The organism is Silicimonas algicola (assembly GCF_003148765.1).
GTDB classification, from domain to species: domain Bacteria; phylum Pseudomonadota; class Alphaproteobacteria; order Rhodobacterales; family Rhodobacteraceae; genus Silicimonas; species Silicimonas algicola.
In genome coordinates, this window is sequence record NZ_QGGV01000002.1 from 273,648 (window position 1) to 288,744 (window position 15,097).

At 59.7% G+C, this 15,097-nt stretch carries 11 protein-coding genes and 1 tRNA gene; 5 read left to right on the plus strand and 7 right to left on the minus strand.

Features of this window, described 5'->3' with window-relative positions:
- Positions 1–415: 415 nt before the first annotated feature.
- The gene (locus C8D95_RS21695; RefSeq protein ID WP_126918570.1) at positions 416–2,488 is read left to right on the plus strand and encodes a hypothetical protein; all 2,073 of its coding nucleotides are present in this window, start codon (positions 416–418) and stop codon (positions 2,486–2,488) included.
- A complete protein-coding gene (locus C8D95_RS21700; protein WP_126918569.1) occupies positions 2,485–3,666 on the plus strand; it encodes a P-loop NTPase family protein in 1,182 nt (393 codons plus the stop codon). Before C8D95_RS21695 ends, C8D95_RS21700 begins: the two co-directional genes overlap by 4 nt.
- Positions 3,667–4,304: 638 nt before the next feature.
- On the opposite strand, the gene C8D95_RS05780 is transcribed toward C8D95_RS21700, so the two are convergent.
- The 7 genes from C8D95_RS05780 to ligD form a co-directional block, all read right to left on the minus strand.
- Positions 4,305–5,225 (minus strand): tellurite resistance TerB family protein, encoded by a 921-nt coding sequence (locus tag C8D95_RS05780; RefSeq protein WP_109758218.1) that lies wholly within the window; start codon positions 5,223–5,225, stop codon positions 4,305–4,307.
- The gene (locus C8D95_RS05785; RefSeq protein ID WP_109758219.1) at positions 5,226–5,648 is read right to left on the minus strand and encodes a hypothetical protein; all 423 of its coding nucleotides are present in this window, start codon (positions 5,646–5,648) and stop codon (positions 5,226–5,228) included.
- 458 nt (positions 5,649–6,106) lie between these two features.
- Positions 6,107–6,889, minus strand: coding sequence for an exodeoxyribonuclease III (gene xth / locus C8D95_RS05790; RefSeq protein WP_109758220.1), 783 nt, complete (start codon positions 6,887–6,889; stop codon positions 6,107–6,109).
- The gene (locus C8D95_RS05795; RefSeq protein ID WP_109758221.1) at positions 6,886–7,524 is read right to left on the minus strand and encodes an alpha/beta hydrolase family protein; all 639 of its coding nucleotides are present in this window, start codon (positions 7,522–7,524) and stop codon (positions 6,886–6,888) included. Before C8D95_RS05795 ends, xth begins: the two co-directional genes overlap by 4 nt.
- On the minus strand, positions 7,524–8,603 hold the full coding sequence (locus C8D95_RS05800) for a tetratricopeptide repeat protein (protein WP_109758222.1): 1,080 nt from the start codon (positions 8,601–8,603) through the stop codon (positions 7,524–7,526). The genes C8D95_RS05795 and C8D95_RS05800 overlap by 1 nt, the downstream gene beginning before the upstream one ends.
- Positions 8,600–9,478, minus strand: coding sequence for a non-homologous end joining protein Ku (gene ku, locus C8D95_RS05805; RefSeq protein ID WP_109758223.1), 879 nt, complete (start codon positions 9,476–9,478; stop codon positions 8,600–8,602). Before ku ends, C8D95_RS05800 begins: the two co-directional genes overlap by 4 nt.
- A gap of 18 nt (positions 9,479–9,496) precedes the next feature.
- Positions 9,497–11,941 (minus strand): DNA ligase D, encoded by a 2,445-nt coding sequence (gene ligD, locus C8D95_RS05810; protein ID WP_109758224.1) that lies wholly within the window; start codon positions 11,939–11,941, stop codon positions 9,497–9,499.
- A gap of 316 nt (positions 11,942–12,257) precedes the next feature.
- Between ligD and C8D95_RS05815 the strand changes: the two genes are divergently transcribed.
- From C8D95_RS05815 to C8D95_RS05825, 3 genes are all read left to right on the plus strand, one after another.
- Positions 12,258–12,331 (plus strand) — tRNA-Gly (locus C8D95_RS05815).
- Positions 12,332–12,560: 229 nt separating this feature from the next.
- Positions 12,561–14,342 (plus strand): ABC transporter transmembrane domain-containing protein, encoded by a 1,782-nt coding sequence (locus C8D95_RS05820; protein WP_109758225.1) that lies wholly within the window; start codon positions 12,561–12,563, stop codon positions 14,340–14,342.
- Between the two features lie 62 nt (positions 14,343–14,404).
- Complete coding sequence (locus C8D95_RS05825; RefSeq protein ID WP_109758226.1) at positions 14,405–15,055, plus strand: pyridoxamine 5'-phosphate oxidase family protein; 651 nt, start codon at positions 14,405–14,407, stop codon at positions 15,053–15,055.
- Positions 15,056–15,097 lie beyond the last annotated feature (42 nt).

Here is a 15,097-nt window from a genome sequence, read left to right on the forward strand (position 1 = left end):
AGTACACATCAAACTGTGGCGCAAAGTCGTTTTCGAGGGGCGAAGGTATGCGGATCATAGTTGCGAGCGCGGAGAGCTCACCAGAGGATGCCCCTCCATCCTCCGGAAAACGTCTGTGGGAAACAGATACTGATGACTTACCGGCCGCGGTCATCGCATCTATGACGGATAGGTTTTCTCCGGGGACATGGTACGGCCTCAACGATTTCGAAGATATCGTGACTTCTCTAAATAATGAAACCGGCACAAACGAAGTTTACAGTACTGTTTCTACTGAGCAATCCGGAGTGACTGAGCACTGGACTGCTCAGTTTGAAGTTAGCCAGAACCGAGCAGCACTTATGATCTGCAAGTCGGTAGTTGAGCATGCAAAGCGGTATCCCGCAGGCACTCCCAAGTGGATCAGGATCGACTAATGTCTAATAAGATATCTTTGGATCAGTGCCGTTCCAATGGTCACTTACGATCCCTTCCAAAGGGCGAATATACAGTTGAATATAATGACTCAACACATTGCGAGCAGGATGAATGGGTAGGGCTTGCGAAACTTCAAGTTTCTGCGATCACTCTTAAGCTTGGCGAGGAAGGCACCGAGCAATTCTACACACTAGAAAAGAACATCTCAGGGCTTTCCAAGTACCCCGCCAAGTCCGGAGGGTTGGCCAAATCGATCCGCTTCATAGAAGACTCTCTGTCTTTGGCGCTTGCCAGGGCGGGCCTTTTGACACCCAATATTTCGGATGAGTTATTGGATGATATTCTTCGCCTTGCCTCACAAGATGGCATTGTAATCGTTCCAGATACAAATGCTCTTCACAACGGGTCGGTGCATTGGCTACTAAAAGTCTTGCGGCGCCCTGCAATTTGGCTTTTGCCACTGGCTGCATCATTAACGACCGTCCAAATGCGCGATGCGACAATCAAGGCCTTAGTCAACCAAAAAAAACCAACGAACATAGGGCAGGCTCTCCGATCTCGTGGGCTTGTTAATGGGGCGCTCGGATTACTTCAGAGGAACCGATCGCGTAGCCAAGTCGTTGAACTTGATCCATCATTGCTGCGATACCAAAAGACTGCGTCGTCATCGGGATCGGACCCAGATCAGAGCGATGTACTTGAAGATCGCCTTATCATAGAGGCAATTCAGAGTGTTCTACGCACGATGCGGTCTCGCACACCAAGAAGAGTTGTCACATCTGATGTGAACGTAGCACGCGTCTTGGAAGCGGAAGGAATCGAAACACTTTTCATTCCGACGATCCAGATTGGCGACTCTTCTGTCGAGTGCCTTAGATATGACCCAATAGCACGAATGTTCCTTGGAGCACCGCTTAGCGCCCTGTTGTGGGAGCTGGCGCATGGGTTCGGCAGTATTCGCTTGCGCCGAGCCGGAGACACCGTTGCACATCTAGATTGCTACTGGCCGGGTAAGACGCCATCGCATTGGTCGAAAGAGATCCTGGATTGTAATTTCTCGGAACCGATTGCCGATATCCCAACCAGTATTGAGACACCATCTCCAGCTTCGGAAACAGTCCAACCGGCAGATGTGTCGGAAAAATCGAATGCGTCAGGTGACGCTCCAGCCAATGATGCGCCGAACCAGCACGTAACGCCGTCGAACGAAGACGAAACGCAAAACACTACTACTGTTGTTGACGGAAGTGTCGGGCCGTCGCGTCCACGCTCCAAGCCAAAGACCGGACCAATCCTTCCTAGGGCGTCACTACCTGCGGCGATGAAAATCCTAGGCGTCTTGATGGAGATGGGGCAAGCACAACCGCAAGAAATCGTCGCGGCCATACCGGACGTAAACACCACAGACACAGTAAAACGCGCGCTTGAGCTACTACAAAAAGCTGAGCTTGTGCAACAGAATGAGGAGTTTGCGCCAACGGCCGATGCGAACACTGTCGCTACCGCCCTGGAGAAGGGCGATCTTGATACCGTGAGCCGATTTTTTAATCGATTTGAACCGTACGCGATAGTGCAGCAAGAACTGCAAAGGGAAGGCCGACTCGAGAAGGGCGCAGTTTTGAAATTGCTTACCGATAGATTGGGAAAGGTTGGTAAGGACGAAGCAAACAGGCTTCCAAAATACCACATTTTGCTTGGGCAGGCATGGACTATGGAAAGCTCCATTATGGACGGTTCCAATAGATTGACGGATCGAGACGCGGCAAAAGCTTTTGAGATATCCTTCGCGAACACTCAAAATGAAGGATTGGCTAAAGTTTACGAGCTCTTGATGAATTTCTGTCAAAATAACAGCATCAGCCCGTGGGTGGCGAAGTCACAGATCGAAAGGCTAATAGTAGAAGAGCATCTGTCCGGCTTCAAATTTGAGTCATCCGCAGGGGCTAAACCCGTTACTAGGGACGAAGTTCTTGTCGGAAATTTGACGAACCTAGCTAGCACCCCCATTATAGTGGACCGATTCCACATAGGGGAGCGGCCCGTTCTTACAATAGGAGGACCGGCACAATGAGCTCTTTGCTGAGTGGGCTGCTCAAAGGTACCAACGAACAAATAGGAGATGGCGGGACATACCTCACAAAGTTTGGCTTGCTCCGAAATCCATTTCCTCCAGCTCGGACTATTTATCCGGAGGTTATCTATAATCAGGAGGATGCTTTGCACCGCTTTGCTGACGGCGTGAAAGCCATATGCGGTTCAGACTTAGCGCGTCGGTCACTTGCGGTGTTGGGCGGCACCGGACAAGGAAAGTCACATTTTCTCCGTCATTGTCAGCATGCAGTTAAGCAGGCGGAGCTGCCTGTCATTTCCGTGGAATTCTCTGCGGGCAGCGGCTCTGCGGCAACGCTAGTTCGAGAAATTTTCAGAGCGGCAGATGAACACGTGAAGTCGCGCGGCGAACAGGACCTACTGTCCGCGATATCATCTAGAATCGAAGACAACGATTTTGGCCCGATCCGTCAGACAGACCTGAAGAGCGCACTCAAAGCACTTGTGGCATCGCAGAAGCAAGGCTTCAAACCTGAAGATTCATTTGGAAGGTTCACATCAGACGCCTTGCTCGAAGTCTCCCGCCGATGGGTAGTTGGGGAGACTTTAACGCAGACTGAGCGCCGATATCTTCACGTTTCATCGCGACTAAGCACGGCGTCACTTATGATTAGAGTTCTCACAGAGCTCTTCGCTTTGGCTCGGCAACAGCGTCTTTTCATGGGAGCAATGGTTTGTATTGACGAGGTTGAGGCACTATTTCGCAGCGGCTTGTCCACTTCGAAAGTCCAAGGGTTCTTGCAGGATATTCGCTACCTGTTCGACGAAGCCGTGGGCCAATTCAGTGGCTATTCCCTCCTAATATTGGCTGGATCAACGGGTCAGGGGGCACAAAACCTTCGTGATTACAACTACCCACTGTTTCAAAGGCTTGGCTTTGAAACGGAATCAAGAGTGGAGCTTCATGAAGTCAAAACTTTGGATGAAGCGCGCGCTTTCGCCGACGTCTACATTGACTTCGAATGTAAACGCTTCAACATGGCCAGAGGAGAGAGTTTTCCAATAACTCGTTCGCGGACGCTGATAGACAACGACGACCTGGAGAAAGCGTTCCGTGCAGACTCAAGGAGTACGAAGAACCAAGCCCGACTTCTCGAGGAGCTACATCGCATAGTCGAGGAAAAGCGGTCAGGCGCTTGAGCTGAGACCCGACTCTCCTCCGAATTAACGTAGAGTCCGTGGGTTGATTGCGCTGCTTCCAACCTTGGCCCCCGGAAGCTCGATTGGTCCGCATCGTCGACGCTCAATAATCCTACATTGCCGCAACCATGCGGCAACGCCCACTTTCGGAAACCGCATCACAGAGAGTAGCTGGTGGCGAATGGCCGGTCAGGGCCGGAAGCGGTCAAGCACTGCGCGGTTCTGGACGTCTGCTCCCGGCCATCAGCCGACTGAGACCAGATTAAGCTTCACCGTCCGATAGGCCCGAGCGCGCGCTTGAAGCTTCGAAGGCGCAGAGTATGCCTCTACACGTCCTGATAACTACACTTACAACAACCACAACTTGTTCATTTGTTTGGATGCGGTATCTGCGCTCCGCGCAGTCGCGCGGTCGATATATGGATCATCCCTGACCGCTATTGAATATGGACTCGTCGGCACTTTTTCGGAGCAATCAATCGATGGCAAACTAGGAGTGGTACCTACAAGATTGTTTATCCAGAAAGGCCGGTGGCTGAGATAACGCTCGGTCAAATCCAAGGGCGCCATTAGTCCGAAGATCGCGCAAAACTTACTTGCGCCGCACTAACCGCGCAAATACCGGCGCACTGCTAGACTCAAGATCCCTTTTTCCTGAAAAAACTATTTAACAGCCTATTGGCCTTGCTCATAGCCCTCTGAGCTTGCTCGGCTGCTACAGCCGAACCGCTCTGCGCCACTTCCGCAACTGTGCTAGTATACTGCGACACTGCCCTGGTAACCTGACTGCGCGTAGCGAAGTGAGCGCTGAGTTCACGCTCGATAGTCTCTATGGCCAGTTCTTCGCGCTCGTCGAACTCTCCATCTGCAAAAGCAATCTCTTCAAGAAATCCCCTAATGTCCTTCCTCATAGCGGAGGGATTACAATCTGGGTTGTCCATTTGAAATTCTGCCAGGGATTTGGCCATGTTCTTTAATGTCCGCTGGCGAATTTGGGTTTCAACTAGCGGCAACGCTTTGACGCTGTAGTCCCGCGAAATCCCCCATTCTTCAGTAAAGTACTCGACCACCGCAATTCTTTCTGCTTCGTCGATTTCACCTGCGAAATCAGCAACTTTCAAGGCGAGTCCTGCCATCATATCAAAAATGGTGGCGCCAAGAAGGTCGATCGGAGTGTTGATAAATTTTGGAATGGTGTCGACGCGTGATGAGCTGTACTTAGAGAAAAACTGCATTGCGCCGTAGTATGCGGCCCCAGAACCAACAGCTGCAGCAATAATCCAACCGACTGGTGTGGTAGCTGCGGCGCCAAACCCTAAAACTGATAGAATGCCACCGCCGCCGAAGAACGTCGTCGCTACGGCCGGAGATGCCGCCGCCGCCGCTCCCGCCGCTCCGGCGCCCTTGATATCCCAAAGCGTCTGCAGCGTCTTGGTCAGCTTCAGAGTGCTATACGCGTCTTCGCCGATCCCGAGTTTGATCTTAAATTTATTTGTATCGGCGACAACCAAATCAACCGTGCTAAGGGCATCTACGAGCTGTTGTTCGCTAGGCGCCATTTATATTTCCGCAAGTGCACTGAAGGAATTCACCAGTGACTCAATACGTGCCCCCAACTTATCGCTGGTGAAATCCTTCAAAGCGCCTGTGCTAATACCAAGAACCAGAAGTAGCGAACTAAGTGCAGCGGCAAGGACTCCACCGAATAACGGGATTGCTGCAATCAAACTCGAAATGACAAGAGCTGCGATGATCCCGAGCGTTACCGTTGGAAATGCTTTAATTAAGTCAAAAGCGAAGGCCAAAATCTTCCGGCCAATTGCTACGAGCTTCCCTCCTAATTGCACTGTAATTTTCGCGAGGTCGGCAAGAAGAGCTTTCAAATCTGCGGAAAGGTTTGTTCGCTCGATCAGCCCGATCAACTTTCGCTCTGGTAGCGACGCGTTGATGTCCTTGATGACGGCATCGATTGTAGCGGACATTTTTCTACCTTGCTCATGAGTGCTTCAGAAGAGCGGAGTGATCGTTATGATGTCTGCCCGTGCAGTTTCGTTGGAATTTTGGCGGGTCGCCGCTCTAAACTCAAGATCAAAATTTTAGATGCCGTCATGCTTGGGCAGTCGCTCATCAAGGACGAAGTTCAGCTGCTGCCACCACTTCCCAAGCCTCCGCCGCCAGAGAACACACGGCATAGGACTGCGTCGTTGGCCTGATCCGCCACGCCTCTGTAAAGGCCGTATTAGCCCATCTGAAGGCAAGTCCGCAGTGGTGCCAAAAAGGGCAGGGCCAGAGGTTCGAGGCGTCTCAACCCGATGAGGCGCTCAAAGGATTGGGTCATACAGCATCGCTACCTGCTTACCGACGCCGACCAGACGCTGCACGGCGACGCGAGAATCATGCCCTCGGCAATCGAGGATTCGACATCCCGAGGCTTCTGCGTTCACACCTTCTTTCGGTTGATATCAATCCACACTGGGGCATGGTCGCTGGCGCCGTCCTGGCCACGAACGTAGCGATCAATGCCACCTGACACGAGCCGTTCCCTCATGCTGCCGGACAGCAACACATGATCCAACCTTAGACCTGCGTTCCGTTGCCACCTGTTCCGACGATAATCCCAAAAGGTGTAGAGCGTCTCTTCCGGGTAAAGAGCGCGGAGCGCATCGGTCCATCCGGCGTCTAGCAAGGAGCGATACTGGCGGCGCGGCTCGGCCTGAACCAATGCATTGTCGGCATAGGACCGGGAGGGATAGACGTCGCAGGATTCCGGCACAATGTTGAAGTCACCGGCCAAGACGACAGGGACGCCTGTGGCCTGAAGCTCGGCTGCATGGGCGATCAGGCGCTCGTTCCAGGCAAGCTTGTAATCGAACTTCGGGCCCGGTTGGGGATTGCCGTTGGGGGCGTAGAGGCTGCAGATTACAACGCCGTCAACCGCGGCCTCGATGTAGCGAGCCTGGCGGTCGTTTAGATCGCCGGGAAGACCGTAGCGGACCAGGACCGGCGCACGGTCCCGGGACAAGATCGCAACGCCGTTCCATGTCGACTGTCCAAGCCAGACCGACGAGTAGCCCGCCTTCTCAAGCGCGCTCGACGGGAACTGGCGGTCAGTGGTCTTCAGCTCCTGCAGGCACACGACATCCGGTTCGGCTTCGGCAAGCCAGGCAAGGAGATTTGGCAACCGTTTGCGGATATTGTTAATGTTGAAGGTGGCGATCTTCATCCCCGGGCAGCGAGACCTTGCGCCCATTCAGCGACCCGGTCTGCGACCCGATCGAGGTGTTCCGACTTGGTGTGGCCGGATATCTTCTTGCGCGGCGTTAGATCGTGGTTGCCGTCCTCGAGCCAGAGTATCTCGATACTCTGAGGAAGTGCGTAACCCGGCACCTCCTCGACGGCGCCGAACTCGTCCCGCGTGCCCTGGCAAATGAGGGTGGGCACGGTCAGTGTGAGAAGGTGTTGTGTCCGCAACTGGTGAGGTTTGCTGGGTGGGTGGAACGGATAGCCGAGGCAAAGCAGCCCCGCGATCTTGCCTTCATCATAGAGCGCCTCGGCGACCATGCTGGCGACGCGGCCACCCATCGACTTGCCGCCGATCACGAGCCTGCCCGGCCGCTCCAGCGCATCGATCGCGGCGAAGTATTCCGGTTCTAGGGCCTCTGCCCGCGGCGGGGGTCTGCGCGTGCCCGTGCGGCGCGCTGCCATGTAGCCGAACTCGAACCGGGCAACACGAAGTCCGCGCCCGGCGAACGCCTTGACAGTCGCATCCAACGACGGCGAGTCCATCGGCGCACCGGCGCCGTGGGCGAACAGGACGGTCACAGAGGCGTCCTGCGGACCGTCGACAAGGAAGTCCATCAGCCGGTCTCCGCTTCCGCCTGCATGGCGATCAAGCGCAAGCCGTTCCGCGCGCGTTGCGCCCACTCGCTGTGGCGGTCGAGCTCCAGGTAGCGGCTCCACCAAAGTCGCGCTTCGGACAAATCGCCGGCGTCGAACTCCAATTTGCCCAGGTTGAACGCAGCGTCCGCATAACTTCTATCGAGCGCCAGGGCACGCCTCAGGTGCCGCCGCGCGCTGTCGGGATGACCTTCGTCGAGCATCAGGGCGGCGAGGTTGAACCAGGCCTCGACGAACCCCGGATCGTGCTTGGCTGCGCGCGCGTAGTCCTGTGCCGCCTCCACCGATCGACCAAGCTCGCGCAGGCAGTTGGCGCGGTTGAAGGAGGCGACGCTGTCGGTCGGGTCGACGGCCAGGCATCGACCGTAAAGACCCACGGCCGCTTCCAGGTCGCCGGAGGTTTCTGCCGCCTCGGCGCTTTCGAACAGATCGTCTATGTTAACGCCGTCGTAACCGAGGTCCAGCAGACCCTGACCAGAGAGTTCGCAGGTCCAGCCATCCCGCCGCTCGATGATTTCCCGCGCCTCGACGTCCAGAGTCAGAGCTGCCAGGGCGCCGACCTGCGGCACCTTGTGGACGGCACGGGCAATCGCGTCCCAGTCAGCGCCGGCCTCGCTCAGCCCGCGATACTTGCGGGCGAGGATCAGGTCGCGGAACGTGAACGGCTCCACGTCGCGCTCGAAGGCGTCGAAGAGCGCCAGCAGGTCGAAGGTCTCGGCTGGCAGCCCGGATTTCTCGATCATCACGCTGCGCGGATGCGAGCCCTGGTCCGCGTCGGGTGACAGCCCATTTCGACGCAGGAACCCCGCCTCGCTGATCGGTCGCCGTCGCTCTGCAACAAGCGCACGAAACGAGGTCACGACACCGTCGAGGCTGGCCCGGCGCAGCAGCTTTCGGCCGTAGACGACGGTGGTGATGCCTCGACCCGAACTGCGCCGCAAGCGACCGCCCAGCCGCTCGATCTCGCGTCTGGCGATCCGGTACGGGAAGGCCTCCAGCGCACCGACGATACCGAAGGTCCTGCCAGCGAGCGGTTTCACTTTCCGGCTTTGGAGGCGCGACCGCCAGAAGCGGTCTTCTTCGGGGCGGCCTTCGTCGTCGCCGTCCCTTTGGACGACTTGCTCTGACTCCTGGCCGGAGGTTTCTGCTCCGACAGACTCGCCTTCAGCGCATCCATCAGGTTCACCACGTTGCCGCGTTCCGGAGCCGCTGCGTAGATCGGCTTGTGACCCTTAAGCTTGTTCTTGATCATTTCCATCAGCGCGACCTCGTAGCGGTCTTCGTAGGATGCGGGATCGAACGTGACGGTCTTCTGCTCGATCAGCTTCTCCGCCATCGCCAGCATGTCGGCGTCGGGTTTCCCGGTCGGGATGCCGTCGAAGTAGGCGCTCGTACCCCGGACCTCGTTCGGGTTGCGGAGGGTCTGTAGGAACATCCCCGCATCGAGCGCACCGATGGCAACCACGCGCTCGCGGCTCGACAGGACGAGACGCGCAATTGCTGCCTTGCCCGACGCCCGCAGCGCCTCCCGCAAGACGATGAAGGTCTCCTCGGCCATCGCTCCGTCAGGTGCCAGGTAATACGGCGCGTCGAGATAGATCGGCTCGATCTCGGAGGCGTCCACAAACGCCTCGATGTTCAAGGTGTGGTTTGCCTCGATCTTCACCGCCTCGAGGTCTTCGTCCTCGATGATTATGTATTTCTTGTCCTCGTACTCGTAGCCCTTCACCAGATCGGAGCGTTCAACCAGCCCGAGCTCGGGATCGACCGGCTTCATGTTGATCCGGTTGTGGGTGTCCTTGTGCAGTTGATTGAAACTGATCCGGTCCGCCGTACTGGTGGCCGGGTAAAGCCGGACCGGACAGGTCACGAGGCTCAGTCTCAGATAGCCCTTCCAGCTTGCTCTGGGCGCCATGTCGATAACTCCGCGTTGTCAGCTCGCCTCAACGTTCTCCGGAAGGTCGCGGGCCAAGCTTGCGATGTCGGCCCACGGATCTCCGGAGCCCGCGACAAGCCCCGGTACAGTAGAATAGTTCAGATCCCCTGCCGCGTCGACGGTCTCGAGATCGGACCAGGCGATCGGCGTCGAAACAGGGAGATTGGTGTTCGCGCGCAACGAATATGGGGCGACGGCCGTCTGATGGCGGGCGTTCCTATGGAAATCGATGAAGATCCGACCCCTGCGCTTGTTCTTGGCCATAGTGGTTATGAATACATTCGGGGCGCCGGCGGCGAGGGTTTCAGCAATTGCCCCCGTCGCCTTGTGAACCCTGTCCCAACTCAGCCTGGGCCTGATCGGGACGAGCACATGCAGTCCCTTGCCACCGGTGGTCTTCACAAACGGATGGAGACCGATCCTGCGGAGTTCCTCGCGCACATGGATCGCCGCCTCGACCACTTCGCGCCAGGGCAGGTCCTCGCCCGGATCAAGGTCGAAGGTGACCCGATCAGGCTTTTCGAGGCTCGTGCGGGTTGAACCCCAGGTGTGGAACTCGACGACGCCGAACTGGGCCAGCGCCAGATATCCGGGTACGTCCTCGATGCTGAGATAGGTCTTGTCGTCGCTATCCGACGCGCGGCTCTGGAAGGTGCCGACCGAGGCCGGCATTCCGGTGAACGCGTGGCGCTGGAAGAAGCAGTCCTGGGGCCGGCCAGTCGGGCAGCGCACCAACGAGACGGGTCGGTTCAACAGATGTGGCAGCATGAAGTCGCCTATTCGGGCATAGTAGACCGCGACGTCGAGCTTGGTCGGGCCGTTCCTGCCAAAAAGACGCCGGGTCGGGTTTGTTACCCAGATCGCAGCCAGGTCGGCGTCTGAGATCAGCCGCGTGCGTCTTGACGGCGCATCGGTCCCGAAGCTCACCGTCCGCAGGCCTTTGAAGACGGCATGGCGCAAGGCGTTGGTCGCGGTGCGGGTCGCATAATGCACGTGAGCGGTCAAAACCGGCCGAACGGCCACCACGTCCCGCGGCGCTCCGTCCAGGGAGAGACCTGGATCCCGCAGCAGCTCAAGCCGGGCCAAGAGGTCCTGTGCCGTTGCCCGGTCGAACCCTGTCCCGACCTTGCCGACATACCTGAGACCGTCGCCCTCGACCTCTGCAAGCGCCAGCGCAGCCAGACCTCCTGCCGCCTCCGATACCGAATAGCCCGCGATCGCGAAGTCCCCGATATTGAGCGCCTTGGTCTTGGTCCAGGTGAGGGTGCGGCCCGGCCGGTAGGTCGCGTTCCCTCGCTTTGAGACGATGCCCTCCAGGCCCATCTCGGACACCCGCTCGAAAAACGACACCCCCCCGCCCTCGACGTGGTCGGAATACTGGATTGCGTGATTTTTCGGTTGCTCGGCGAGAAGCCGGACCAGGAGCGCCTTGCGCTTCGAGAGCGTGCACGCGGTCAGGTCCCAGCCGTTGAGGTAAAGCAGATCGAAGGCGTAGAACAAGAGCTGGGTCGAAGGTCCCTCGGACAAGGCTTTCTGGAGCAGAGCGAAGCGGCTGATGCCCTGCGCGTCCGCAACGACGATCTCGCCGTCAATGAGTGCCTCCCGGCATGACAACGTGGCAAAGGCGTCGGCGAGAGCACCGTAGCGCTTTGTCCAGTCGAGCCCGCCTCGAGTGACCAGGCGTACGTCGCCGCCGCTGATCTGCGCCAGAGTGCGGTAGCCGTCATACTTGATCTCGTGCAACCAATCGTCGCTTTCAGGAGGGCGCGCGGCGGGCGACGCGAGTTGCGGCTTCAAGCCGGCGGGAGGCGGCGACTTCACCGCCCCTTTCAACCGATCGGGACGCGGCTTCGCTGTTCGCTTCGGGACGGGCAGTGGCGCAACGAGATCTTCGATGCGACGGCCAGACTTCACGCTCTCGGGGCGATCGACGAGAATGTCTCCTTCAGTCGACGCGCTCTGGTCATGTTCCTTGAACAGGAGCCAGCCTGCCTTGTCCTCGCCGCGCTTCTTCTTGAGCCGGACCAGCATCCAGCCACCCTTGAGCTTCTCGCCCCACAGCCGAAACTTGAACCCGCCTGAGGCGAGGTCCGCGACCGCGTCGCCCATTGGAGCCCAGGTGCCGGTGTCCCACACGATCATTGGGCCGCCGCCGTACTCGCCGGCGGGGATCACGCCCTCGAAATCAAGGTATTCGACAGGATGGTCCTCAGTCTCGACTGCAAAGCGTTTCTGCGACGGGTCGAGCAACGGACCCTTCGGCACGGCCCAGCTTTTCAGAACGCCGTCGAGTTCGAGGCGAAGGTCGTAGTGGTCGGCTGTCGCGTGATGCTTGTGAATGACGAAACGCTGCTGCCCCAGTTCGGTCCGCGTGCCCGCTGGCTCCGGCGTCCGCTTGAAGTTCCGCTTGGCGCGGTAGGGGTCGAGCTCCGGCTTTCGCAACCAGTGATTCCTAACGTAGCGACATCAGATACAACTGGATCCTTATAGAGGATTAAGCACGCAGAGGTCCGGAAAATCCCGCAAAGCCGAGACCGTGTCGACCATTGCAATTACGATCGCGTAGTCCGGGAACAGACGTAGATGTTGGGCAAGCCCGCTGGCTACATCCCAGCCTTTGTCATACCGGAGGGCAGGGGCGGGAGGTGTGCAGAAGCGACATGCGATGCAGGACGGTGCTGCAGGACGTCAGCGCCGCCCGTTCAGGACATATGCTTGACCCCGCACGACCATTGAAATACTCACCGAATAAATCTGCGCGGGCGTGATGTAGTGGTAGCCTGTCAGCCTTCCAAGCTGAACGTGCGGGTTCGATTCCCGCCGCCCGCTCCACAAAATACTTTCCGACATTTTACCTGCAAAGCACTAGCCTAGGTCAGCTTAACTTGCTGATTTAGATTGAATAGTTCGAGTGCTGACGCATGCCTTCCAAGCTGATGACGCGGGTTCGATTCCCGCCGCCCGCTCCAGACCCCCTCCCGAATTCCGCACCGCCCTGTGACGACCTGAACCTTGCGGCCCCGCCGCCCCTTGGGTATCCGGCCCGCACGAGGGAGAGCTCATGGCCGCATCACAAACGGAAGACCGGGCGACGTCCCGCAACGTCGGCGCGCTGAGGGCCCTCTGGCCGTTCGTCTGGCGATATCCCCGGATGCTCCTCGCCGCAGGTGTCGCCCTCGTCGTCACGGCGATGATTTCCCTCATCCTGCCCGTGGCCGTCCGCCGCGTGGTCGACGGGTTCGAAACCTCGGCCTCCGAGCTTCTCGACGGCTATTTCAGCGCCGCACTCGCCATCGTCGTCTTCCTCGCCATCGGGACGGGCGTTCGCTATTACCTCGTCACGCGTCTGGGCGAACGGGTCGTGGCCGACATCCGAACCGCCGTCTTCGACCGCATGATCGGCATGAGCCCCGCCTTCTACGAGCGCATCATGACGGGCGAAGTCCTGAGCCGCATCACCACCGACACGACGCTCATCCTGTCCGTCATCGGGTCGTCGGTCTCGGTGGCGCTGCGGAACGTGCTGATCCTTATCGGCGGCCTGGTCCTTCTCTTCGTCACCTCGCCCAAGCTCGCGGGCCTCGTCCTGCTGATCGTGCCCGTCATCATCGTCCCGATCGTGGTCCTCGGCCGCCGCCTGCGCGTTCTCAGCCGCGAGAACCAGGACTGGATCGCCTCGTCTTCCGGTTCGGCTTCCGAGACGCTGCTCTCGGTGCAGGCGGTGCAGGCCTATACGCACGAAGGCAAGAGCCGCGCGCGCTTCGCCGACGTGACCGAAAAAAGCTTCGTCGCGGCGAGAAAGCGGGTCGGCACGCGGGCGCTGATGACGGTCATCGTCATCACGCTGATCTTCTCGGGCGTCGTCGGCGTTCTCTGGATCGGGGCGCGCGACGTGCGCGCCGACACCATGACCGTGGGCGAGCTGGTGCAGTTCGTCATCTACGCCGTCATGGTCGCGGGCGCGGTTGGCGCGCTGTCCGAGATCTGGGGCGAGCTTCAGCGCGCGGCCGGCGCCACCGAGCGCCTTGTCGAACTTCTGAACGCCAGCGACACCGTGTCCGACCCCGAAGCGCCCGAGGCTCTGACCCCGCCCGTCGCGGGTCGCGTGGCGTTCGAGGGCGTCTCGTTCCGCTATCCGTCCCGGCCCGACGCCGCCGCGCTGGAAGACGTCAGCTTCGACGTATCTCCAGGTGAGACGGTGGCGCTCGTCGGGCCGTCGGGCGCCGGCAAGTCGACCGTGATCCAGCTTCTCCTCCGCTTCTGGGATCCGGCGAAGGGCCGCGTCAGCATCGACGGCCACGACCTGACGACGCTGGCCCGGTCCGACTTCCGCCGCCACGTCGCCCTCGTCCCGCAGGAGCCCGTCGTCTTCGCCGACACCGCGCGCGAGAACATCCGCTTCGGCCGCCCCGACGCCACGGATGCCGAGGTCGAGGACGCCGCCCGCGCCGCCGCCGCCCACGACTTCCTCGCGGCCCTTCCGGATGGCTACGACACCTATGTCGGCGAGCGCGGCGTGATGCTGTCGGGCGGCCAGAAGCAGCGCATCGCCATCGCCCGCGCCATCCTGCGCGACGCGCCGATCCTCCTTCTCGACGAGGCGACAAGCGCGCTTGACGCCGAAAGCGAACGCCTCGTGCAGGACGCCGTCGAGCGGCTGTCCTCGGGCCGCACCACGCTTGTCGTCGCGCACCGCCTTGCGACGGTGAAGAAGGCCGACCGCATCCTCGTCTTCGACCACGGCCGCATCGTCGCCCAGGGTACCCACGACAGCCTCGTGACCGAGGGCGGTCTCTACGCGCGCCTCGCGCGGCTCCAGTTCACCGACGGCGCCGAGCTCTGAGGCATTTCACCCGGGCGCGCGATGCGCTAGCCCTGTCGCGGTCGGCGACGAAAGGACAGAGCATGGCGGACACGGACTTCGACGCGGCCCACACGATCACCGACGAGGCGTCGCTGCGCGCGCTCTACCCGGCCACGCACACGATGGCCGCGCTCAAGTGCCTCGACCACATTGACCGCCACGCCGCCGACTTCATCGCGCGCTCGCCCTTCCTCTGCATCGGCACCCAGACCGCCGAGGGCCGCGCCGACGTCAGCCCGCGTGGCGACCCTGCAGGCTTCGTGCGCCTCCTCGACGCCCGCACCCTCGCCATCCCCGACCGCCCCGGCAACAACCGCCTCGACACGCTGGCCAACATCGCCGCGAACCCCGTCGTGGGCCTCCTCTTCCTCGTCCCCGGCTTCGACGAAACGCTCCGCATCAACGGCCGCGCCCGCCTCGTCACCGATCCCGCTCTCCTCGACAGCCTCGCCGTCGACGGCCGCGCCCCGCGCCTCGCCATCGTCGTGCGCGTCGATGAAGTCTTCCTCCACTGCGCCAAGGCGCTCCGCCGCTCGCGCCTCTGGGACCCGGCGCAGCACCGCGACCGCGCCGAGATGCCCTCGCTCATGGCGATGCTCACCGACCAGACCGCCGGCGCCCCCGCCGACGAGGGCACGCTGAAGAAGCTCGACGCCGATCTCGAGGAAGCCTACCGCCGCTCTCTCTACTGACGCCGCGTCCCTGACGCCCGGTCGCGCTTGCCCGGTTGCCCA

Coding starts and splice junctions, on each gene's coding strand:
- C8D95_RS21695 (WP_126918570.1), top strand. CDS start 416: ATGTCTAATAAGATATCTTTGGATCAGTGCCGTTCCAATGGTCACTTA.
- C8D95_RS21700 (WP_126918569.1), top strand. CDS start 2,485: ATGAGCTCTTTGCTGAGTGGGCTGCTCAAAGGTACCAACGAACAAATA.
- C8D95_RS05780 (WP_109758218.1), bottom strand. CDS start 5,225: ATGGCGCCTAGCGAACAACAGCTCGTAGATGCCCTTAGCACGGTTGAT.
- C8D95_RS05785 (WP_109758219.1), bottom strand. CDS start 5,648: ATGTCCGCTACAATCGATGCCGTCATCAAGGACATCAACGCGTCGCTA.
- xth (WP_109758220.1), bottom strand. CDS start 6,889: ATGAAGATCGCCACCTTCAACATTAACAATATCCGCAAACGGTTGCCA.
- C8D95_RS05795 (WP_109758221.1), bottom strand. CDS start 7,524: ATGGACTTCCTTGTCGACGGTCCGCAGGACGCCTCTGTGACCGTCCTG.
- ku (WP_109758223.1), bottom strand. CDS start 9,478: ATGGCGCCCAGAGCAAGCTGGAAGGGCTATCTGAGACTGAGCCTCGTG.
- C8D95_RS05820 (WP_109758225.1), top strand. CDS start 12,561: ATGGCCGCATCACAAACGGAAGACCGGGCGACGTCCCGCAACGTCGGC.
- C8D95_RS05825 (WP_109758226.1), top strand. CDS start 14,405: ATGGCGGACACGGACTTCGACGCGGCCCACACGATCACCGACGAGGCG.